Raw genomic sequence first — 19,831 nt, 5'->3', positions numbered from 1 at the left:
GGATTTTTCAGCCGGCAGCCTGGCGCCGCTTGTTCAGGTAGAGCAGGGCGAGCGAGACGAGGGCGCCGAGCAGCGCGTAGAGGAAGACCTTGCCGCCGATTTCCTGGTATTCGACGAGTACCGGCGTCTCGTTGTCGATCCGGTAGCGCACCGTGGTCTGGAAGTTCCAGGCCGAGGCCTTGACCTGCATGCCGCCGGGCAGCGTTTTCCACTGCACGTTGATCATCTCGTAGGCGGTTTCGCCGCTTTCCTCGGCGGGAAGCAGCGAGCTCACCCGGCCGTCGGCGCGGGCGGCGGCCAGCTGGCCGACCGGGACGGCGCAGGTCTGGCCGTCGGCGCAGCGCACGGCGATCGGGTAGTCGGGCAGCCATGCGCCGCCCTTCTGCCACGGCCACAGCATGAACAGCCCGAGGCCCCAGAGCCAGACCAGCACGCAGAACACCATCAGCGCGCTGAAGATCGCCGAGAAGCGTTCGCTGTGCTGCGGCGCGCCCATCAGCCGAGCTTCGCCAGTTGCGGCTTGAGTTTTTCCAGGGTGGCCGTGAACTCGGCGACGCGCTGGCGCTCCTGGTCGATCACCGCGGCCGGGGCGCGGGCAACGAAGCTCTCGTTGGACAGCTTGCCCTGGGCGATCGAGATCAGTTTTTCCAGCTTCTCGATTTCCTTGGCCAGGCGGATCTTCTCGGCAGCGACGTCGATCTCGACCTTGAGCATCAGCCGGGTTTCGCCGACGACGGCAACCGGCGCCATCGCGTCTTCCGGCATGTCGGCGACGATCTGGACTTCGGAAAGCTTGGCCAGGGCGGCCAGGATCGGGGCGAACTCGGCGATTTCCTCGCCGCCGCCGGCAACCAGCAGCGGCGTCCGTTGCGCCGGCGACAGGCCCATCTCGCCGCGCAGGTTGCGGCAGGCGTAGGCCAGCGCCTTGAGGCGCTCGACCTTGGCTTCGGAAGCCGGGTCGAGGCGCGCCAGGTCGGCACGCGGGTAGGCGGCGAGCATGATCGAGTCGTGCGTCTTGCGACCGGCGATCGGCGCCACGGTCTGCCACAGTTCCTCGGTGACGAAGGGGATCAGCGGATGGGCCAGGCGCAGGATGGCTTCCAGCGTGCGGATCAGGGTCCGGCGGGCGCCGCGCTGCTGGGCCTCGTTGCCGGTCTGGATCTCGACCTTGGCGATTTCCAGGTACCAGTCGCAGAACTCGTCCCAGACGAACTTGTAGATGGCCTGGGCGATCAGGTCGAAGCGGTAGTCGACGAAGTGGCGCTCGACTTCCTGCTCGACGCGCTGCAGCTGGCTGACGATCCAGCGGTCGGCGAAGCTGAAGGCGAGGCGCGCTTCGCCCTCGGGCACGGCGCAGGCGCCGCCCGCCAGTTGCTGGTGGTCGAGCGCCAGGTCGTGGCCTTCGACGTTCATCAGCACGAAGCGGGTGGCGTTCCACAGCTTGTTGCAGAAATTGCGGTAGCCGTCGCAGCGATTCAGGTCGAACTTGATGTCGCGGCCGGGCGAGGCGAGCGAGGCGAAGGTGAAGCGCAGCGCGTCGGTACCGAAGGCCGGGATGCCTTCCGGGAATTCCTTCTTCGTCTTCTTGGCGATGCTCTCGGCCTGCTTCGGGTTCATCAGGCCGAAGGTGCGCTTTTCGACCAGCGCGTCGACGCCGATGCCGTCGATCAGGTCGATCGGGTCGAGCACGTTGCCCTTCGACTTGGACATTTTCTGGCCTTCGCCGTCGCGGATCAGGCCATGCACATAGACGTGCTTGAACGGGATCTTGCCGGTGATCTGCTTGGTCATCATGACCATGCGCGCGACCCAGAAGAAGATGATGTCGAAGCCGGTGACCAGCACCGACGACGGCAGATATTGCTTGAGCAGCGGGTTGGCGGCGTCGACGGCTGCGTCGCCGGTCCAGTCCAGCGTCGAGAACGGCCACAGGGCGGACGAGAACCAGGTGTCGAGGACGTCCTCGTCGCGGCTCAGGGCGCCGGTGTAGCCCGACTTGACGGCGGCGGCGCGGGCTTCTTCCTCGCTGTGGGCGACGAAGGTCTCGCCGTTCTCGCCGTACCACGCCGGAATCTGGTGGCCCCACCACAGTTGGCGCGAGATGCACCAGTCCTGGATGTTGTTCAGCCACTGGTTGTAGGTGTTCACCCAGTTTTCCGGGTAGAACTTGATCTCGCCGGAATGGACAACCTCAAGCGCCTTTTCCGTGATCGACTTGCCGTCGTCGCCCGGCTTGGACATGGCGACAAACCACTGGTCGGTCAGCATCGGCTCGATGACGACGCCGGTGCGGTCGCCGCGCGGCACCTTGAGCTTGTGCTTGTCGACCTTGACCAAGTAGCCACCCTTTTCGAGGTCGTCCACAATTAGGTTCCGAGCCTCGAAGCGGTCCTTTCCAACGTAGGCGTCCGGAATTGCTTCAAGAATTTCCATGACTGCATAGCTCGGGGCTTGGTGAGCGACCCTGGTTTCGCCAACTGGAATCCTGGCTTGACCAAAAGCTTCACGGACTTGGCGCGCTTGGGGGAATTGATTCGTTTCAATCTTTCCATCCAGCGTCAAAATCGATGCCATAGGCAGGTTGTGGCGCTGGCCGACCGCGTAGTCGTTGAAGTCGTGCGCCGGCGTCACCTTGACGCAGCCGGTGCCGAATTCGAGATCGACGTAGGAATCGGCGATGATCGGGATTTCGCGGCCGGTCAGCGGCAGCTTCACCAGCTTGCCGATCATGTGCTTGTAACGTTCGTCTTCCGGATGCACCATCACCGCGGTGTCGCCGAGCATGGTTTCCGGGCGCGTCGTGGCGACGACCAGGCTATCCGAGCCGTCGGCCAGCGGATAGCGGATCTGCCACATGAAGCCGTCTTCTTCCTCCTGCACGACTTCCAGGTCGGAAACGGCCGTGTGCAGCTTCGGGTCCCAGTTCACCAGGCGCTTGCCGCGGTAGATCAGGCCTTCGTTGTAGAGGCGGACGAAGGTTTCGGTGACGACCTTGTTCAAGCCGGCATCCATCGTGAAGCGCTCGCGCGTCCAGTCCGGGCTGGTGCCCATGCGGCGCATCTGGCGGGTGATCGTGCCGCCCGAGTATTCCTTCCATTCCCAGACCTTTTCCAGGAACTTCTCGCGGCCGAGGTCGTGGCGCGAAATGCCCTGCGCGTCGAGCTGGCGCTCGACGACGATCTGGGTGGCGATGCCGGCGTGGTCGGTGCCCGGCTGCCACAGCGTGTTGTGGCCGCGCATCCGGTAGTAGCGGGTGAGCGCGTCCATGATCGTCTGGTTGAAGCCGTGACCCATGTGCAGCGTGCCGGTGACGTTGGGTGGCGGCAGCTGGATGCAGAAATTGTCGGTCTTGTTGCGGTCGACGCCGGCCGCGAAGTAATTTCTGGTTTCCCACTCGGGATACCAGCGACGTTCGATATCGGCGGGTTCGAAGGCTTTGGCGAGTTCCATGGACTTGGCGGAGAAAGGGGAAAACCGGCAATTATACCGGAGCCGCCAGCGCCTTCGCCGGGCGTTCAGTCGCGCTTGTTGCGGGCTTCCTGTTCGCCGAGCAGTTCGCTGACGGTCGACGCGACGATTCGGGGAATTTCCGCCAGCAGGCGGGCTTCGATGCGCCGGCCGAGTTCCTCGGCGAGGGCTTCGCCCCAGGCGGTGTCGAGCGTCGCCGCTGGGGTTGCCGGATCGGCCGCAGGCGTCGGCGTCGCAGGCGTGTCGGTCGCCGCCGGTTGCGGTGCGACATCGACGAGCACCGGGATGTCGTCGTCGATGTCGATGGCGTCGGTCAGGACCGGGACTTCCTCGCTGTCGCCCGCGGCCAGGTGGCGGCGTTGCATCAGGGCGTCGGCGCGGGCGAGGATGGGGCTGGGCATGGCCGGGTCAGCGGTCGCTGAGGTCGAAATAGCGGACTTCGCAGCCGAGCGACTTGTACTGGTGTACGCGCTCGCGGGCGGCCTGGCGTTCGTCGTCGGCCTGGCCGACCACCTCGATCAGGCTGGCAAAGCGTTCGAAACCTTGGGGAATGGCGTTGCCCAGGTTCATCAGGCGCTCGCCGCCGGCATCGGCGGCGAGCCGCTCGGCGATCAGGATCGGCGTTTCGGCGGCGAGCGGCGAGTCGGCCCGGCAATGCGGGATGAAGCTGAGCTGGTCGCGCGTCCACAGCAGGCGGTCGATGCTCTCGGCGACCGGTTTGTCCGGCGCATAGACCAGCAGCGGCTTGCGCTTGGCCCAGGCGCCGCCGATCAGCGCGCAGGCGGCGGCAATGCGGTCGGAGGCGCCGTGGTAGAAGAAAACCTGGGTCAATCGAGCTGTCCCGCGCGTTGCATCACGAAATGCGTCAGCAGCGGCACCGGCCGCCCGGTCGCCCCCTTGTCCTTGCCGGAGGTCCAGGCGGTGCCGGCGATGTCGAGGTGGGCCCAGTCGTATTTCTTGGTGAAGCGTGCCAGGAAGCAGGCGGCACTGATCGCCCCGCCCCAGCGGCCGCCGATGTTGGCCATGTCGGCGAAGGGGCTTTTCAGGAGATCCTGGTAATCGTCCCACAGCGGCATCTGCCAGGCGCGGTCGCCGGTTTCCTCGCCGGCCTCGAGCAGGTCGCGGGCAAGCCCGTCCTTGTTGGCAAACAAGCCGCTGGCGACATTGCCGAGGGCGACGACGCAGGCACCGGTGAGGGTGGCGACGTCGATGACGACTTCGGGATCGAAGCGTTCGGCGTAGGTCAGCGCGTCGCAGAGGATCAGCCGGCCTTCGGCGTCGGTGTTGAGGATCTCGATGGTCTGGCCGGACATCGAGGTGACGATGTCGCCCGGACGGGTGGCGTTGCCGTCGGGCATGTTCTCGGTCGCCGGCACGATTACCGTCAGGTTGATCGGCAGAGCCATCGCGGCCACGGCCTTGAGCGTACCGAGCACGCTGGCAGCGCCGCACATGTCGTATTTCATTTCGTCCATCTCGGCGCCCGGCTTGAGCGAGATGCCGCCGGTGTCGAAAGTGACGCCCTTGCCGACCAGGACGAGCGGGCGCGCCGACTTGCCGCCTCCCCGGTAGTGCAGCACGATCAGCCGCGGCGGCTGGGTCGCGCCGCGGGCGACGGCGAGCAACGAGTGCATGCCGAGTTCGGCCATCTCGTCGCGGCCGAGGATCTCGCAGTCGAGGCCGAATTCACCGGCCAGCGCCTGCGCCTGCTCAGCCAGGTAGGTCGGGTGGCAGATGTTGGGCGGCAGGTTGCCGAGGTCGCGCGTCAGCGCGATCCCTTCGCCGATGGCTATGCCCTGCTTCAGGGCGGTTTCGGCGGTCGCCAGCTCGTTGCGGCGCTCGACGATCAGCGTCAGCCGGCGCAGCGGGCGACGGGCATCATCCTGCTTGCTCTTGAACTGGTCGAAGCGGTATTGCGCGGTCAGTGCGTTCAGCGCCGCCTGGCGGATGCGCCAGGCGATGCTGCGCTTGCGCACGGTGATTTCGGTGAGGAACAGCGCCGCATCCTGGGTGCCGGTGTCGGCCAGCGCCTTGATCGCGTGACGGACGGCGGCACTGTAATCCTTCTCGCGGAATTCCTTTTCCTTGCCCAGGCCAACCAGCAGCACGCGGTCGCAGAGGGTGCCGGGCAGATTGTGCAGCAGCAGCGAGGTGCCAGCCTTGCCGTTCAGGTCGCCGCGTCGCAGGATGTCGCTGATCTGGCCGCCGCTGGCGTTGTCGAGCAGTTCGGCGGCCAGGCTGAGGCGGCGGTGCTCGAAGATTCCGACAATGACGCAGCCACAACGCTGCTTTTCCGGGCTTCCGCTTTTTATGCTAAATTCCACGCGCTGCTCCTGTCCCAGGGAAATATCGGCATCCCGTGGATTATCCACGTATTTTTTCGGTTTCGTCAAAGCATGATATTCGAGCGTGCCGCACGGCGCGAATTCGCCCAGGCAGCAGCTGGCATCAGCGTTGTCCTGCTGGCCATCGTCCTCTCCGTCCAGTTGATCCGCCTGCTCAAGGATGCTGCCGGCGGCTCGCTTGCGCCCGAGGGGGTGCTGGCGATGCTGGCTTTTGCGGCGGTGCGTTTCTTACCCATGCTGCTGACGCTGACGCTGTTCGTCGCCGTCCTGTTGTCGCTGTCGCGGATGTACCGCGACTCCGAAATGGTGGTCTGGCTGTCCAGTGGCATGCCGCTGACCCGCTGGTTGCGTCCGGTGCTGCGCTTCGCGATGCCGATCGTCATCGCCGTCGCTGCCCTGTCGCTGGTGCTTTCGCCCTGGGCCAACCTGGCGCAGGGCAATTTCGAGGCGGCATTGTCGGCGCGTTCCGAACTGTCCTCGGTGGCGGCAGGTGCCTTCAAGGAAGTACGCGGCGGTCGCCAGGTCTATTTCGTCGAGCGCATGGACGACAAGGCCGGGCGTATCGGCAACGTTTTCATCGCCTCGATGCAGGAAGGCAAGCTCGGGGTTGTCGTCTCCGATGCCGGTGGTGTCGAGGTGCGCGAAAACGGCGATCGTTTCCTGGTCCTCGAGAGCGGCCGGCGTTACGAGGTCGAGCCGGGGAGCGCTGCCTTCCGGGTGATGGACTTTGCCCGCTACGCGGTGCGCACCGAGGATGGCGATGCCCGTCCCATCCGTCAGATTCCACGGCGTGTCCCACTCCTCGACCTGGTTTCGATGCCTGAACCCGAGATGCGTGGCGAACTGCTCGGTCGCATCGCCATCCCGATATCGGCGGTGATTCTTGCCCTGCTGGCGATTCCGCTTTCCTACGTCAATCCGCGTGCCGGGCGCTCGGCCAACCTGCTGATCGCGATCATCGTCTATGCGATCTACAGCAATCTGATCTCGATCTCGCAGGCCTGGGTTACCGGCGACAAGTTGCCGTTTGCAGTCGGCCTGCTGCTGCCGCATCTGGTCATGTTGTTGCCGCTGCTGATCCTCTTCCGCGGCCGGTTGACCGGTTCGTTCATCTGGCAGAAAAGGCGGGTGGCATGATTTTCCGGGGCAATATCCACCAGCGCTACCTGGTACGTGAAACCTTGATGGCGATCGCCCTGGTGCTGCTTGCCTTCGTCGCCCTGTTCAGTTTCTTCGATTTCGTCGAGGAGTTGCGCAGTGTCGGTCGCGGACGCTACGACGCGATGGCGGCGGCGCTCTTCGTTGTCTTCTCGTTGCCCGGGCTGATCTACGAACTGATTCCGGTGGCCTGTCTGATCGGCACGCTGTACGCCCTGGCGACGCTGGCGCGGCATTCGGAAATCACGGTTTTGCGTGCATCCGGATTGTCGACCGGGCAATTGCTGACCACCCTTTACCGGGCGGCGGCGGCGCTGGTCCTGGTCACCTTTCTGGTCGGCGAACTGCTGGTGCCGGTTGCCGACCGCTACGAGCAGGAACTGAAAGCCGAAGCCCTGAACAAAACCTTTGCCCAGCAGGGTTTCCTCAGCGGCATCTGGGTCAAGGATGGGCGGAATTTCATCAATATTCGCAACGCGATCAGCGAGAGCTATCTGGAGAATGTCCGCATCTACAGTTTCGACGACCAGAATGCCTTGCAGTCAGTCGTCGAGGCCAAGGCGGCGGCGTTTGCCGAACGCAAGGGCTGGTTGATGAGCGAGGTGGTCAGGACGACCCTGGCCGGCGAGCGGGCGAGCGTCGAGCGTCTGGAAAGCGATGTCTGGCAGTCGTCGATCACGCCCGACCTGCTTTCGGTACTGATGGTGGCGCCGGAGCGGATGTCGCTCTACGACCTGTTCGGCTATACGCGTCACCTGTCGGATAACCGGCAGAGTACCGAGCGCTACGAGATCGCCATCTGGAAGAAAATCTTCTATCCGCTGGCTTCCCTGGTCATGGTCACGCTTGCCTTGCCGTTCGGTTACTCGCACGACCGGGTTGGCGGCGTCAGCCTCAAGATATTCGGCGGTGTCATGCTCGGCATCGCCTTCTATGCGCTCAACGGGCTGTTTTCCAATCTCGGCGTGATCAATGCCTGGCCGCCTTTCGCCAGCGCGGCCGCGCCATCGGCGCTATTTCTTCTGGCGGCCGGCGTGCTGATCTGGTGGGTCGAGCGGCGCTGAGTCGAGGACCCGGATGATGCGCGTACCGGCGATCCGGTCATGCAGGAACTGCCCTTCGCGGTCGAACAACGCCCACCAGATGCCGATGCCGAACAGCAGCAGGCTCGGCCAGGCAGCCATGTAGCGCAGCACTGCCTGCAGCGGTCGCAGCGGGCCGCCGGCGCTGTCAACGACGCGCAGCTTCCAGGTCTTCATCGGCAGGGTCTGTCCTCCGTGCAGCCAGCACCAGCCGAAATAGGCGAGAAGGACAAGAAACACGTGCAGCCACTGCAACCGGCCGGCGGGGTGGAAGCCGAAACCCTGCAGGATGGTTTGTGGAAACAGGAAAAATGCCAGCAGGATGGCGAAGACGACGAGGCTCTCGTAGAGCATCGCACCCAGGCGGCGGCCGAGGCTGGAGGAATCTTGAATCATCGGGTCGGGGCCGGCTTAGCGGGCGGCAGAGGCGGGTTCGTCGCTGTTCGCTGATTCCGGCGCAGGTGGCGGGGCGAGAAGGATAGCCGATTTGTGCCGCTCGCGAACACCCTGCTTGTCCTGATCGGGCAGGTTCTCGTAGGCCGACCATTTTTTCTTGATCGTTTCTTTCCTGGCTTCCGGCAGGTGTTTGATTCCCCGGTAGTTCTCGCGCGCTTTGGCGCGTTGCTCGGGGGTCAGACGTACCCAGTCGCGCATGCGCTTCTGGACGCGCTCCTTCTCTGTTCGGGTCATCGACGGGTAGCGTTCTGCCGTCATCAGCCACTGCTTGCGGCGGACGTGTTCCATGTGCGGCCACTCATCGGCCAGCGGTGCCAGGATTTTCTTTTGCCCTGGTTTCAGGGCTGTCCATTCCGGTTGCGGCGGTGTGCCAAGTACAGCCGTCGTTGGCGGCGTTGCCACCGTTGGCAGGGCGAATGCCAGCAGCAGGCCGAGCGCTAGTCGTCCGAGGAATCGTCGATCAACCATTCGAGGAGTTCCTTGTCGAGCAGGGCATCGGGCGGCAATTCGTCGGTCAGCAGCGCGTGGTCGGTTTCGGTAACTTCGCTGACATAGCGTTCGCCGTGCCAGTAGAACGAAAGCCACATGCCGAGCAGCAGCGCGCCGACTGCCAGCAGTTGACGCAAGCCGCCGCCATGTCCGAACGTCAGGCCTGTGCCACCATGGTTACCGAGGGCCAGCAGTCGCTGCTCCGGCGATTTCTGCTTGCTCAGCGCCAGGTGGCGGGCGGCCTCGAGCCGGCGCGCCGAGGCCGGTGCGATATCCTTCAGGCCATGGTCGAGGGCCAGTTTCAGCCGGTAGGCCTGTCTTTCTTCGTCCATTGCAGTCATAGTCTGATCCCCTTGGCTGCCAGTGCAGCAGCCAGCGTATGTGTTGCCCGCGAGCAGTGAGTCTTGACGCTTCCTTCGGAGCACCCCATGGCGATGGCTGTCTCGGCGACGTCCATTTCTTCCCAGTAACGCATGACGAAAGCCTCGCGTTGACGCGGTGGCAGTTTTTTCAGTTCGCCCTCGATCAGCGCCAGCGTCCGGCTTTGCAGCAGTTCGCTTTCGGGCGTCCAGGCCGGGCCCAGTGCCTGTGTTGCCTGCAGGATTTCGAGCGGGTCCTGGTCGTCGTCATCGGAAGCGAAAGCCGAGAGCGCTGTGGTCCAGAGCGCCCGGACCTTGCTGCGCCGATAAAAATCGCGGATGGTGTTTTGCAGAATCCGCTGAAAGAGCATCGGAAACTCTTCGGCCGGGCGGTCGCCGTACTTCTCCGCCAGTTTCATCATCGAATCCTGAACGATGTCGAGGGCAGCTTCTTCGTCGCGTACCGCGTAGATCGCCTGCTTGAATGCGCGGCGCTCGATGGTTTCGAGGAAGGCGGAGAGCTGGTGCGGTGCGGCCAGGACGGTGCTTTCGGCAGAGGAAGCGGGCGAGGGTGGGGGCGAGGGAGAAACCTTGACCGCCCCGGGGGCTGTCGATTATGGTTACGCCCTTTTAGGTTAACAGCTTTTTGGGCTCGAGTATGATGATCAGCGGTGCGGAAATTGTAATCAGGTGCCTGCAGGAAGAAAAGGTTGACTGTGTTTTCGGATACCCCGGCGGTTCCGTGCTGCACATTTACGATGCCCTTTTCAAGCAGGATGAGGTCAAGCACATCCTGGTCCGTCACGAGCAGGCTGCGGTCCATGCCGCCGATGCCTATTCCCGCTCGTCGCAACGGGTCGGCGTCGCCCTGGTGACCTCCGGTCCGGGCGTCACCAACACGGTGACCGGTATTGCCACCGCCTACATGGATTCGATTCCGATGGTCGTGCTCTGCGGTCAGGTTCCGACTGCCTACATCGGCCAGGATGCCTTCCAGGAGTGCGATACGGTCGGCATCACCCGGCCGTGCGTGAAGCACAATTTCCTGGTCAAGGATGTCAAGGATCTGGCGATCACGATCAAGAAGGCCTTCCACATCGCCGCAACCGGTCGTCCTGGTCCTGTCGTCGTCGATATTCCGAAGGACATCACGGCGCAGATGTGCGAATTCGACTACCCGAAGACGATCCAGATGCGTTCGTACAATCCGGTCGTCAAGGGACATCTCGGCCAGATCAAGAAGGCCGTGCAGATGCTGCAGGAAGCCAAGCGGCCGATCATCTACACCGGCGGTGGCGTGATCCTCTCCGATGCAGCCGACAAGCTGACGCAACTGGCCCGCAAGCTCGATTTTCCGGTGACCAACACGCTGATGGGTCTGGGCGGCTACCCCGCGACCGACCGCCAGTTCGTCGGCATGCTGGGCATGCACGGCACCTTCGAAGCCAACAATGCGATGCACTATGCCGACGTGATCCTGGCCGTTGGTGCCCGCTTCGACGACCGCGTCATCGGCAACCCTGAACACTTCGGTAGCGAGAAGCGCCGCGTCATCCATATCGACATCGATCCGTCGTCGATCTCCAAGCGCGTCAAGGTCGACGTGCCGATCGTTGGCAATGTCCCGGATGTCCTCGACGAAATGCTCAAGCTGCTCGACGCCGGTTGCAAGACCGATCCGGAAGTCGCCGACTGGTGGAAGCAGATCGACGAATGGCGCGGACGCAAGTCGCTGGCCTATCGCCAGTCGAATCACATCATGCCGCAGTTCGTCGTCGAGAAACTCTACGAAGTGACCGGTGGCGATGCCTTCATCACCTCCGACGTCGGTCAGCACCAGATGTTCGCCGCGCAGTACTACAAGTTCGACAAGCCGCGTCGCTGGATCAATTCCGGCGGTCTGGGCACCATGGGCGTCGGCCTGCCGTACGGCATGGGGGTGCTGATGGCCAATCCGGACGCGCAGGTTGCCTGCGTCACTGGCGAAGGTTCGATCCAGATGTGCATCCAGGAAATGTCGACCTGCAAGCAGTACGGTCTGCCGGTCAAGATCATCAACCTGAACAACGGCATGCTCGGCATGGTTCGCCAGTGGCAGGAGATGTTCTACTCGAAGCGTTATTCGCAATCCTACGTCACCTCGTTGCCCGACTTCGTCAAGCTGGCCGAGGCCTATGGCCACGTCGGCATGCGCATCGAGAAGCCGGAAGACGTCGAGCCGGCGTTGCGCAAGGCCTTCACCGAGCACAAGGACGACCTGGTCTTCATGGATTTCATCATCGACCCGGGTGCCAACGTCTTCCCGATGGTCGCTGCCGGCAAGGGTCTGACCGAAATGATCCTGGCCGAAGAACTGTAAGCAGGTAAGGAACAGAACATGCGACACATCATTTCCATCCTGATCGAAAACGAATCGGGCGCCTTGTCCCGAGTCGCCGGCCTGTTCTCGGCCCGCGGCTACAATATCGAATCGCTGACCGTGGCACCGACGGAAGATCCCTCGCTGTCCCGGATGACCATCCTGACCTCCGGCTCCGACGAGGTGCTCGAGCAGATCACGAAACAGCTCAACAAGCTGGTCGATGTCGTCAAGGTGGTCGATCTCTCCGAGGCCGCGCATGTCGAGCGCGAGCTGATGCTGATCAAGGTCCGGGCGACCGGCAAGGATCGCGAAGAGATGAAGCGGATGGCCGATATCTTCCGCGGCCGCATCATCGATGTCACCGAGTCGACCTATGTCATCGAGCTGACCGGGGCGAGCACCAAGCTCGATTCCTTCATCGCCGGCCTCGACGCTGGCCTGATTCTCGAAACCGTCCGTACCGGTGTCTGTGGCATCGGTCGTGGCGATCGTATTCTCAAAGTCTGATTACTGCTTTTCACAAGAGGGATTCATGAAAGTTTATTACGACAAGGACGCCGACCTCTCCCTGATCAAGGGCAAGAACGTCACCATCGTTGGCTACGGCTCGCAAGGCCACGCCCACGCCCAGAACCTGCGCGACTCCGGCGTCAACGTCACGGTCGGCCTGCGCAAGAGCGGTGCTTCCTGGGCCAAGGCCGAAGGCGCCGGTCTCAAGGTTGCCGAGGTCAAGGACGCCGTCGCTGCTGCCGACCTCGTCATGATCCTGCTGCCGGACGAGAACATCCCCGAGGTCTACAAGAACGACGTCGAGCCGAACATCAAGCAGGGCGCGACCCTGGCTTTCGCCCACGGCTTCAACGTGCATTACAACCAGGTCGTGCCGCGTGCCGACCTCGACGTGATCATGGTCGCCCCCAAGGGCCCCGGCCACACCGTGCGTTCCGAGTACCTGAAGGGCGGCGGCGTGCCGTCGCTGATCGCCATCTACCAGGACAAGTCCGGCAAGGCCAAGGACATCGCCCTGTCCTACGCTGCTGCCAACGGCGGCACCAAGGGTGGCGTGATCGAGACCAACTTCCGCGAAGAAACCGAAACCGACCTGTTCGGTGAGCAGGCGGTTCTCTGCGGTGGCGCCGTCGAGCTGGTCAAGATGGGCTTCGAGACCCTGGTCGAAGCCGGCTACGCGCCGGAAATGGCCTACTTCGAGTGCCTGCACGAGCTGAAGCTGATCGTCGACCTGATGTACGAAGGCGGCATCGCCAACATGAACTACTCGATCTCGAACAACGCCGAGTACGGTGAGTACGTGACCGGTCCGGAAGTCATCAACGAGCAGTCGCGCGAAGCCATGCGCAACGCCCTGAAGCGCATCCAGACCGGCGAGTACGCCAAGATGTTCATCCTCGAGGGCCGTACCAACTACCCGAGCATGACGGCGCGTCGTCGCCTGAACGCCGTCCATCCGATCGAGACGGTCGGTGGCCAGCTGCGCGACATGATGCCGTGGATCAAGAAGAACAAGCTGGTCGACCAATCCAAGAACTAAGGTTGGCGCTGGCTCCACGGGGCGTCGTTGCCCGGGCTTGCCGTACTGAGGTACTGGCTTCGCCCGCGCACCTGGCTCCGTGTTCGCTTTGACGCTTTGGGCGGTGTAGGTAACTGCACCGCCCGAATTGTTTGTGGGAAGGGTGTATCCTTGCACCGTTCCAGCTTTTCCTTGCTGCCCATGACCGAACTCAAACCTCGCAAAGCCCTGTTCAATCCTGAAGTCAAACGGCGCGGCATCTACCTGCTGCCCAACCTGTTCACCACGGCGGCGCTGTTCGCCGGCTTCTTCGCCATCGTGCAGGCGATGCAGGGCGATTTCGAGCGGGCGGCGATGGCGATCTTCATCGCCATGGTCCTCGATGGCCTCGACGGCCGCGTTGCCCGCCTGACCAATACGCAGTCGGCCTTCGGAGCGGAATACGATTCGCTGTCGGACATGGTCAGCTTCGGCGCCGCGCCGGCGCTGGTGATGTACGAATGGGCGCTGCGCGATCTCGGCCGGCTCGGCTGGATCGCCGCCTTCATCTATTGCGTTGGCGCGGCCCTGCGCCTGGCGCGCTTCAATACGACGCTGGAGGTGATGGACAAGCGCTTCTTTCAGGGCTTGCCGTCGCCGGCTGCCGCGGCGCTGGTTGCCGGTCTGGTCTGGGTGATGATCGTCGCCGGCGTGCCCGGTGAGGATGTCCGCTGGCTGGCCTGCGTGCTGACCATCTTTGCCGGCGTGACGATGATCTCGAACATCCGCTACTACAGCTTCAAGGATGTGAATCTGAAGAAGAGCGTGCCTTTCTTCGCCATTGCCGCGATCGCCCTGGTTTTCGCGCTGGTCGCCTACAGCCCGGAGATCGCCCTGTTCGGTTTCTTCGTCGTCTATGGTTTGTCCGGCTATGTGCTGGCCGCTGTCGGCCTGCTCAAGCGCAAGGCCCAGTAATTTCCGGAGTCGTCCATGAGCAAGCAGCATCTCGTCATTTTCGATACCACCCTGCGCGACGGCGAACAAAGCCCCGGCGCTTCGATGACCCGCGAGGAGAAGATCCGCGTCGCCCGCCAGCTCGAGAAGATGCGCGTCGACGTGATCGAGGCCGGCTTTGCCGCTGCCTCGCCCGGCGACTTCGAATCGATCCAGGCGATCGCTCAGGCGATCAAGGATTCGACGGTCTGTTCGCTGGCCCGCGCCAGCGAGAACGACATTGCCCGCTCCGGCGAGGCGATCCGCCCGGCCAAGTCCGGGCGCATCCACACCTTCATCGCGACCAGCCCGATCCACATGGAGAAGAAGCTGCGCATGAGCCCCGACCAGGTGGTCGAGCAGGCGGTCAGGGCGATCGGCTGGGCGCGGCAGTATACCGATGACGTCGAGTTCTCGGCCGAGGACGCCGGGCGTTCGGAAATCGACTTCCTGTGCCGCATCTTCGAAGCGGTGATCAAGGCCGGCGCGAAGACGATCAACGTGCCCGACACGGTCGGCTACAACATTCCCTCGCAGTACGCCGAAACCATGCGCCAGCTGATCGAGCGTGTGCCGAACTCGGACAAGGTGGTGTGGTCGGTGCACTGTCACAACGACCTCGGCCTGGCCGTGTCCAATTCGCTGGCTGCCGTGCTGGCCGGTGCCCGCCAGGTCGAATGCACGATCAACGGCCTCGGTGAACGCGCCGGCAACGCCGCGCTCGAAGAAATCGTCATGGCCGTGCGTACCCGTGCCGACGTCTTCCCGGTCGAGACGCGCATCGACACGACGCAGATCGTCGCTGCCTCCAAGCTGGTTTCGCAGATCACCGGTTACCCGGTGCAGCCGAACAAGGCCGTCGTCGGCGCCAATGCCTTTGCGCACGAGTCCGGCATCCACCAGGACGGCGTGCTCAAGCATCGCGAGACCTACGAGATCATGCGCGCCCAGGATGTCGGCTGGACGCAGAACAAGCTGGTGCTCGGCAAGCATTCCGGGCGCAATGCCTTCAAGTCGCGGCTGGTCGAGCTCGGCATCGAACTCGACAGCGACGAGGCGCTCAATGCTGCCTTCGCCCGTTTCAAGGAGCTGGCCGACCGCAAGCACGAGATTTTCGACGAGGACCTGCACGCGCTGGTCTCCGACGAGGTCGTGACGCCGGAGCAGGAGCATTACAAGCTGGTCTATTCGCGGGTCACCTCGGAAACCGGCGAGATGCCGCAGGCGACGGTCATCCTCAACGTCGGCGGCGTCGAGCAGAAGGCCGAGGCCAGCGGCGGCGGGCCGGTCGATGCGACCTTCAAGGCGATCGAAAGCATTGCCGGCAGCGGTGCCGAGTTGCTGCTTTACTCGGTCAATGCGATCACCACCGGCACCGATGCCCAGGGCGAGGTGACCACGCGCCTGGCCAAGGGCGGCCGCATCGTCAATGGCAACGGGGCCGATACCGACATCGTCATCGCCTCGGCGCGTTCCTACCTGAATGCGCTGAACAAGCTCGAATCGACGCTCGACAAGGTGCGCGCCCAGGGCGACGACATCTGAACCGGCGGGATGCGTGAAAAGCCGCGCCCGTGAGCGCGGCTTTTTTCATTTTTGCCCGGAAATGCGGGTCGACCGTATGAACATCACTGCGCCGGCGAAGACGACGATGGCGAGCAGCGTCTCGCCTACCGCCAGCCACTGCGACAGGCCGTGGTCGCTGCTTGCCCGGGTCAGGCCCTCGAGCAGGTAGAGCTGGATCAGCAGGGACAGCCACTTGTAGGTGTAGCGCTTGCCGCGCAGGATGCCGAACAGCGGCGCCAGCAGCACGACCGCCTTCAGCGTCAGCCAGGAGCCGCCCGGGCGCAGCGGCGCCAGCCAGGCCTCCCAGGCCAGGCAGAGGAAGATCAGGGCGATCAGCGCGATGCTGGTCAGGTTCTGGTAGAAGCGGGCGTTCACGGTCGACTCGGTGGCGGGGCGAAAAATGCCGGCGGCTGCCGGCGTCGCGATTATACGTGCCGCCTCATTCCTCGTCCGGTCGCATCGAGAAGATCTCGACCGAACTGGTCTGTTCGTCGATGCCGGTGGTCCGGACTTCGCGGATGGCCAGGTTGTCCTGCTCGACGAGCAGGACGATGCGCCGGCTGTTTTCGCCGAGCAGGCCGGGCGGCACGACCAGCGACTGGCTGCTGCGCAAAGGCGGCGTCTCCGGCAGGATCAGCGCGGCCACCTTGCCGGCGCCGAGGTTGTACGGCTGGGCGACCTGGGCGACGACCGCGCGCGAGGCGAGCAGCTGCAGGCCGACCTCGATGTGCTCGGGGTTCTCCGAGATCGCCCAGCGCACGATGCAGACGTGCCAGTGGGCGTCGCGGGCGATGTGCTCGTCCTGCGGCTGGATGGCGACGATGTCGCCGACCCGCAGCTGGGTCGTGTTGCCGGCCATGTGCATCAGCGCGAAACCGTCGGGGCTTTCGTTGGTGACCATCCATTCGCTGAGGTCGGTCGCTTCGTCGGGGTGGCGCAGCAGGTGGCAGAGCGTGCCCAGGCCGGCGCACAGGCGGGCCCGGTACGATTGGCGACGGCGCGAGAACTTGCGCTTGGCCGGCTGGCCCCAGAGCTTTTCCAGGCGGCGGAGTACGCCGATGCCGGCGCGGCTGCCGGCAAATTCCGGCAGGCCCAGACTTTCCGGTGTGCTGCCGCTGCCCAGGGCCTGGCGCAGGCCGGCAACGTGGGCGGCGATTCCGGCGCAGGAGAAGTACAGCGGCTGGATGTCGTCGCCCGGCGAGCGGCGGACCTGGGCGTGCGCCGGGAAGTCGCGGTCGAGATCGATCCAGAAGGCGCTCGCGGCAGGGCCCGCCGGTGTCGGGCTGAAGGCGAGCTGGCAGGGGCTGCCTTCAACCAGGGTGTTGATGAACTCCAGTTCGTCCGACGAAAAGGATGCCGGCTGCGCGATCGCCGTCAGCAGGATGTTGCCGTAGAGGCGTTCGATGCTGGCCGACTGGCGCGGGCCCTCGGCGCTCTCCAGGCCGAGCCGGCGGGCGGTGCGGAAGGCCGAGTGCAACTGCTGCCAGAGCCCGGGCCGGGGCGGCGAGGCGATCAGGTGGTGGATGTGGATCTGCCAGGCGATCGACAGCATCGCCCGGCGCAGCGAGATCTGCGGCGTGCTGCCGGCGGCCTGGGTATCCGGGTCGTAGAGTACGGCCAGGGTATTGAAATAATCCTGGGTCAGCGTTTCCAGCAATTCGAGGAGCAGGCGCACGCGCTGCCGGGTCTTGCGCGAGATGGGCAGTGACAGTTCGTTCAGGCGCGGCAGTTCGCTGCGCACGATTTCCTCGGCGTGGGCGTAGAGCAGGTCGAGCAACTTGACCCGCTGGCTGGTCGATACCGCCGCCTCGCGCAGGTAGAGGACCTGGCGCAGCAGCTCCTCGGTGTCTTCGGCGCTGGAGCGGCCGTGGGCGAGCGCCAGCCATTCGAGAATGCTCTTGATGCTGCCTTCGTTTTGGGCGGAATTGTTGTTTTGTGAAGATTTGCTCATGATTTTGAGAGAATAGCAAAAAAAGCCAGCGGCCCCCATCCTCGGCCGTTTCGCACCCTCTTCACCGGTCGTCCGGGTAAGTGGCTTGTTTTTTATCGATTTACAGATATAATCTCGCGTCTTTTTCCCAGCTAACGAAAGTATTCCAATGGTTGTTATCCGTCTTGCCCGTGGTGGCGCCAAGAAGCGCCCGTTCTACAGCATGGTCGTTACCGATTCCCGTAACCGTCGCGACGGCCGTTTCGTCGAGCGCATCGGCTTCTACAACCCGGTTGCTTCCGGCGCCGCCGAAACCCTGCGCATTGCTGCCGACCGCCTGGCCTACTGGCTGGAGCAGGGCGCCCAGCTGTCGCCGACGGCTGCCCGCCTGGTCAAGCAGAACGCCAAGCAGGCCGCCTGAGACCCTGTCGGCCTTGACCGGTAGCGACATCGTCGTCCTCGGACGGCTGGCCGAGCCTTACGGCATCCGTGGCTGGCTCCGTCTGCATGTGTTCGGCGACGATCCGCTGGCCTGGCGCGAAATCGCCGCCTGGCAGATCGGCAAGGAAGGTGGTCCGTGGCGTGCAATCGGCCTGAACGGGCTGAAGGCGCACGGCGACGGCATCGTCGTCGCGCTTGCCGGCGTCGATGACCGGACCGCGGCCGAAGCCCTCAAGGGCATGCTGATCGGGGCGGCGCGCGACGCGCTGCCGGCGACCGGCGATGACGAGTTCTACTGGGCCGACCTGGTCGGCCTCGCAGTCGTCAATGAAGCAGGCGAGACGCTCGGCACCGTTGCCGGGCTGCTCGAGACCGGTGCCAACGATGTGTTGCGCGTGGTTGCCGGGGACGGCACCGAACGGCTGCTGCCTTTTGTCGAGGCGGTGGTGCTGGCGGTGGAGAAGGAAGCAGGGCGCATTCGCGTCGCGTGGGGCAGCGACTGGTGATCCGGTTCGACTGCGTGAGCATCTTCCCGGAGATGTTCGCCGCCGTGACGCAAAGCGGTATTACCCGACGGGCGCTGGAAGAAGGGCGCTGGGCCTGGCAAGGCTGGAATCCTCGGGATTTCGCCGAAAACGCGTGGCGCCGCGTCGATGATCGCCCCTTCGGTGGCGGGCCGGGCATGCTGATGCAGCCGGGGCCGCTGGAAAAGGCGATTGCCGCCGCCAAGGCGCGGCAGCGGGAAGCGGGCCTGGCGGCGAGCCGGGTCATCTACCTGTCGCCGCAGGGCAAGCCGCTGACCCATCAGCGGGTGATGCAGCTGGCGAGCGGCGAGGCAGGATTGATCCTGCTCTGCGGTCGCTATGAAGGAATTGACGAGCGTCTGATCGAGCGCTGCGTCGATGAGGAAATTTCGATCGGGGATTTCGTGCTCTCCGGGGGCGAATTGCCGGCGATGGTGCTGATCGATGCCGTCGTCCGCCAGTTGCCCGGGGTGCTCGGCGATGCCGCTTCGGCGGTGGAAGATTCGTTTGTCGGTGGTTTGCTGGATTGTCCGCACTACACCCGTCCCGAGGTTTACGAGGGAATGCCGGTGCCCGAGGTGCTGATCTCCGGCGATCACAAGAAAATTCGTCGCTGGCGGCTCAAGCAGTCGCTGGCGCGGACCCGGAAGCGTCGCCCGGATTTGCTGGCGCACCGCAGTCTGACTGCGGAGGAAACGCAACTCCTCACGGAAATTTCCGGAGAGGAGCAATGCGGTGAGTAATGTTTTACAAGAAGGATCTCACATGAACCTGATTCAACAGCTGGAACAAGAAGAAATCGCCCGCCTGGGCAAGACCATTCCCGACTTCGCGCCGGGCGACACCGTCGTCGTCCAGGTGAAGGTCAAGGAAGGCAACCGCGAGCGTCTGCAGGCTTACGAAGGCGTCGTCATCGCCAAGCGCAACCGCGGCCTGAACTCGAATTTCATCGTCCGCAAGATCTCTTCCGGCGAAGGCGTCGAGCGTACCTTCCAGACCTATTCGCCGCTGGTCGCGTCGATCGAGGTCAAGCGCCGCGGTGACGTCCGTCGCGCCAAGCTGTACTACCTCCGCGACCGTTCGGGCAAGTCCGCTCGGATCAAGGAAAAGCTGCCGGCGAAGAAGGCTTCTGCCTGATCCGCGAAAAGCAG

Annotated in this window: 22 protein-coding genes; 11 read left to right on the top strand and 11 right to left on the bottom strand. The window is 64.0% G+C overall.

The genetic code is table 11. From position 1 onward, the window contains the following. Nucleotides 1-7 precede the first annotated feature (7 nt). From DFR40_RS06170 to DFR40_RS06150, 5 genes are all read right to left on the bottom strand, one after another. Entirely contained in the window at nucleotides 8-496 is a 489-nt protein-coding gene (locus DFR40_RS06170) for a hypothetical protein (RefSeq protein ID WP_121457615.1), read from the bottom strand. Then, a complete protein-coding gene (locus DFR40_RS06165) occupies nucleotides 496-3,450 on the bottom strand; it encodes a valine--tRNA ligase (protein ID WP_121457614.1) in 2,955 nt (984 codons plus the stop codon). The genes DFR40_RS06170 and DFR40_RS06165 overlap by 1 nt, the downstream gene beginning before the upstream one ends. A 65-nt stretch (nucleotides 3,451-3,515) precedes the next feature. After that, entirely contained in the window at nucleotides 3,516-3,869 is a 354-nt protein-coding gene (locus DFR40_RS06160) for a hypothetical protein (RefSeq protein ID WP_121457613.1), read from the bottom strand. Nucleotides 3,870-3,876: 7 nt separating this feature from the next. Then, the gene (locus DFR40_RS06155) at nucleotides 3,877-4,299 is read right to left on the bottom strand and encodes a DNA polymerase III subunit chi (protein WP_121457612.1); all 423 of its coding nucleotides are present in this window, start codon (nucleotides 4,297-4,299) and stop codon (nucleotides 3,877-3,879) included. Continuing rightward, a complete protein-coding gene (locus tag DFR40_RS06150; protein ID WP_121457611.1) occupies nucleotides 4,296-5,792 on the bottom strand; it encodes a leucyl aminopeptidase in 1,497 nt (498 codons plus the stop codon). Before DFR40_RS06150 ends, DFR40_RS06155 begins: the two co-directional genes overlap by 4 nt. Before the next feature lie 72 nt (nucleotides 5,793-5,864). Here DFR40_RS06150 and lptF point away from each other — a divergent pair, with 72 nt between their 5' ends. Together lptF and lptG are read left to right on the top strand one after the other, a co-directional pair. Continuing rightward, entirely contained in the window at nucleotides 5,865-6,950 is a 1,086-nt protein-coding gene (gene lptF, locus DFR40_RS06145; protein WP_121457610.1) for an LPS export ABC transporter permease LptF, read from the top strand. Next, nucleotides 6,947-8,035, top strand: coding sequence for an LPS export ABC transporter permease LptG (gene lptG, locus DFR40_RS06140; RefSeq protein ID WP_121457609.1), 1,089 nt, complete (start codon nucleotides 6,947-6,949; stop codon nucleotides 8,033-8,035). Before lptF ends, lptG begins: the two co-directional genes overlap by 4 nt. Here lptG and DFR40_RS06135 read toward each other — a convergent pair. Genes DFR40_RS06135 through DFR40_RS06120 form a run of 4 tightly spaced genes read right to left on the bottom strand, consistent with a single transcriptional unit; the run spans nucleotide 7,985 to nucleotide 9,896 of the window. Beyond that, on the bottom strand, nucleotides 7,985-8,449 hold the full coding sequence (locus DFR40_RS06135) for an RDD family protein (protein WP_121457608.1): 465 nt from the start codon (nucleotides 8,447-8,449) through the stop codon (nucleotides 7,985-7,987). The genes lptG and DFR40_RS06135 overlap by 51 nt on opposite strands. Nucleotides 8,450-8,464: 15 nt before the next feature. Then, nucleotides 8,465-8,977: a DUF3106 domain-containing protein gene (locus tag DFR40_RS06130; protein ID WP_121457607.1), complete on the bottom strand. Its 513-nt coding sequence runs from the start codon at nucleotides 8,975-8,977 to the stop codon at nucleotides 8,465-8,467. Continuing rightward, the gene (locus tag DFR40_RS06125) at nucleotides 8,947-9,330 is read right to left on the bottom strand and encodes a DUF3619 family protein (protein ID WP_170160169.1); all 384 of its coding nucleotides are present in this window, start codon (nucleotides 9,328-9,330) and stop codon (nucleotides 8,947-8,949) included. Before DFR40_RS06125 ends, DFR40_RS06130 begins: the two co-directional genes overlap by 31 nt. A gap of 5 nt (nucleotides 9,331-9,335) precedes the next feature. Continuing rightward, nucleotides 9,336-9,896 carry an RNA polymerase sigma factor gene (locus DFR40_RS06120; RefSeq protein WP_121457605.1) on the bottom strand — a complete coding sequence of 187 codons (561 nt, stop codon included), beginning with the start codon at nucleotides 9,894-9,896 and terminating at the stop codon, nucleotides 9,336-9,338. A 119-nt stretch (nucleotides 9,897-10,015) separates the two neighbouring features. Here DFR40_RS06120 and ilvB point away from each other — a divergent pair, with 119 nt between their 5' ends. From ilvB to DFR40_RS06095, 5 genes are all read left to right on the top strand, one after another. Further along, nucleotides 10,016-11,716, top strand: coding sequence for a biosynthetic-type acetolactate synthase large subunit (gene ilvB, locus DFR40_RS06115; RefSeq protein WP_121457604.1), 1,701 nt, complete (start codon nucleotides 10,016-10,018; stop codon nucleotides 11,714-11,716). An 18-nt stretch (nucleotides 11,717-11,734) separates the two neighbouring features. After that, nucleotides 11,735-12,226 (top strand): acetolactate synthase small subunit, encoded by a 492-nt coding sequence (gene ilvN, locus DFR40_RS06110; protein ID WP_076095010.1) that lies wholly within the window; start codon nucleotides 11,735-11,737, stop codon nucleotides 12,224-12,226. A 25-nt stretch (nucleotides 12,227-12,251) separates the two neighbouring features. Next, nucleotides 12,252-13,268, top strand: coding sequence for a ketol-acid reductoisomerase (gene ilvC / locus DFR40_RS06105; protein ID WP_121457603.1), 1,017 nt, complete (start codon nucleotides 12,252-12,254; stop codon nucleotides 13,266-13,268). Between the two features lie 180 nt (nucleotides 13,269-13,448). Beyond that, on the top strand, nucleotides 13,449-14,201 hold the full coding sequence (gene pssA / locus DFR40_RS06100) for a CDP-diacylglycerol--serine O-phosphatidyltransferase (RefSeq protein ID WP_121457602.1): 753 nt from the start codon (nucleotides 13,449-13,451) through the stop codon (nucleotides 14,199-14,201). A 15-nt stretch (nucleotides 14,202-14,216) separates the two neighbouring features. Further along, on the top strand, nucleotides 14,217-15,764 hold the full coding sequence (locus DFR40_RS06095; RefSeq protein ID WP_121457601.1) for a 2-isopropylmalate synthase: 1,548 nt from the start codon (nucleotides 14,217-14,219) through the stop codon (nucleotides 15,762-15,764). Nucleotides 15,765-15,809: 45 nt separating this feature from the next. Here the strand turns inward: DFR40_RS06095 and DFR40_RS06090 are convergent, their stop codons facing one another. Together DFR40_RS06090 and DFR40_RS06085 are read right to left on the bottom strand one after the other, a co-directional pair. Continuing rightward, nucleotides 15,810-16,160: a DUF2069 domain-containing protein gene (locus DFR40_RS06090; RefSeq protein WP_121457600.1), complete on the bottom strand. Its 351-nt coding sequence runs from the start codon at nucleotides 16,158-16,160 to the stop codon at nucleotides 15,810-15,812. Nucleotides 16,161-16,224: 64 nt separating this feature from the next. Beyond that, complete coding sequence (locus DFR40_RS06085; RefSeq protein ID WP_121457599.1) at nucleotides 16,225-17,736, bottom strand: hypothetical protein; 1,512 nt, start codon at nucleotides 17,734-17,736, stop codon at nucleotides 16,225-16,227. Nucleotides 17,737-17,884: 148 nt separating this feature from the next. Here DFR40_RS06085 and rpsP point away from each other — a divergent pair, with 148 nt between their 5' ends. Genes rpsP through rplS form a run of 4 tightly spaced genes read left to right on the top strand, consistent with a single transcriptional unit; the run spans nucleotide 17,885 to nucleotide 19,817 of the window. Further along, on the top strand, nucleotides 17,885-18,136 hold the full coding sequence (gene rpsP, locus DFR40_RS06080; RefSeq protein ID WP_121457598.1) for a 30S ribosomal protein S16: 252 nt from the start codon (nucleotides 17,885-17,887) through the stop codon (nucleotides 18,134-18,136). 13 nt (nucleotides 18,137-18,149) lie between these two features. After that, complete coding sequence (rimM, locus tag DFR40_RS06075) at nucleotides 18,150-18,662, top strand: ribosome maturation factor RimM (RefSeq protein ID WP_217350402.1); 513 nt, start codon at nucleotides 18,150-18,152, stop codon at nucleotides 18,660-18,662. After that, nucleotides 18,659-19,423 (top strand): tRNA (guanosine(37)-N1)-methyltransferase TrmD, encoded by a 765-nt coding sequence (gene trmD, locus DFR40_RS06070; protein ID WP_281270057.1) that lies wholly within the window; start codon nucleotides 18,659-18,661, stop codon nucleotides 19,421-19,423. Before rimM ends, trmD begins: the two co-directional genes overlap by 4 nt. A 22-nt stretch (nucleotides 19,424-19,445) precedes the next feature. Beyond that, a complete protein-coding gene (gene rplS, locus DFR40_RS06065) occupies nucleotides 19,446-19,817 on the top strand; it encodes a 50S ribosomal protein L19 (RefSeq protein WP_121457597.1) in 372 nt (123 codons plus the stop codon). The last annotated feature ends 14 nt before the right edge of the window (nucleotides 19,818-19,831 follow it).

The sequence above is a fragment of the Azonexus fungiphilus genome, assembly GCF_003634965.1.
Lineage (GTDB): Bacteria > Pseudomonadota > Gammaproteobacteria > Burkholderiales > Rhodocyclaceae > Azonexus > Azonexus fungiphilus.
The sequence above is the reverse complement of the archived record's forward strand: the minus strand, read 5'-3'. Positions and strand labels throughout refer to the sequence as shown.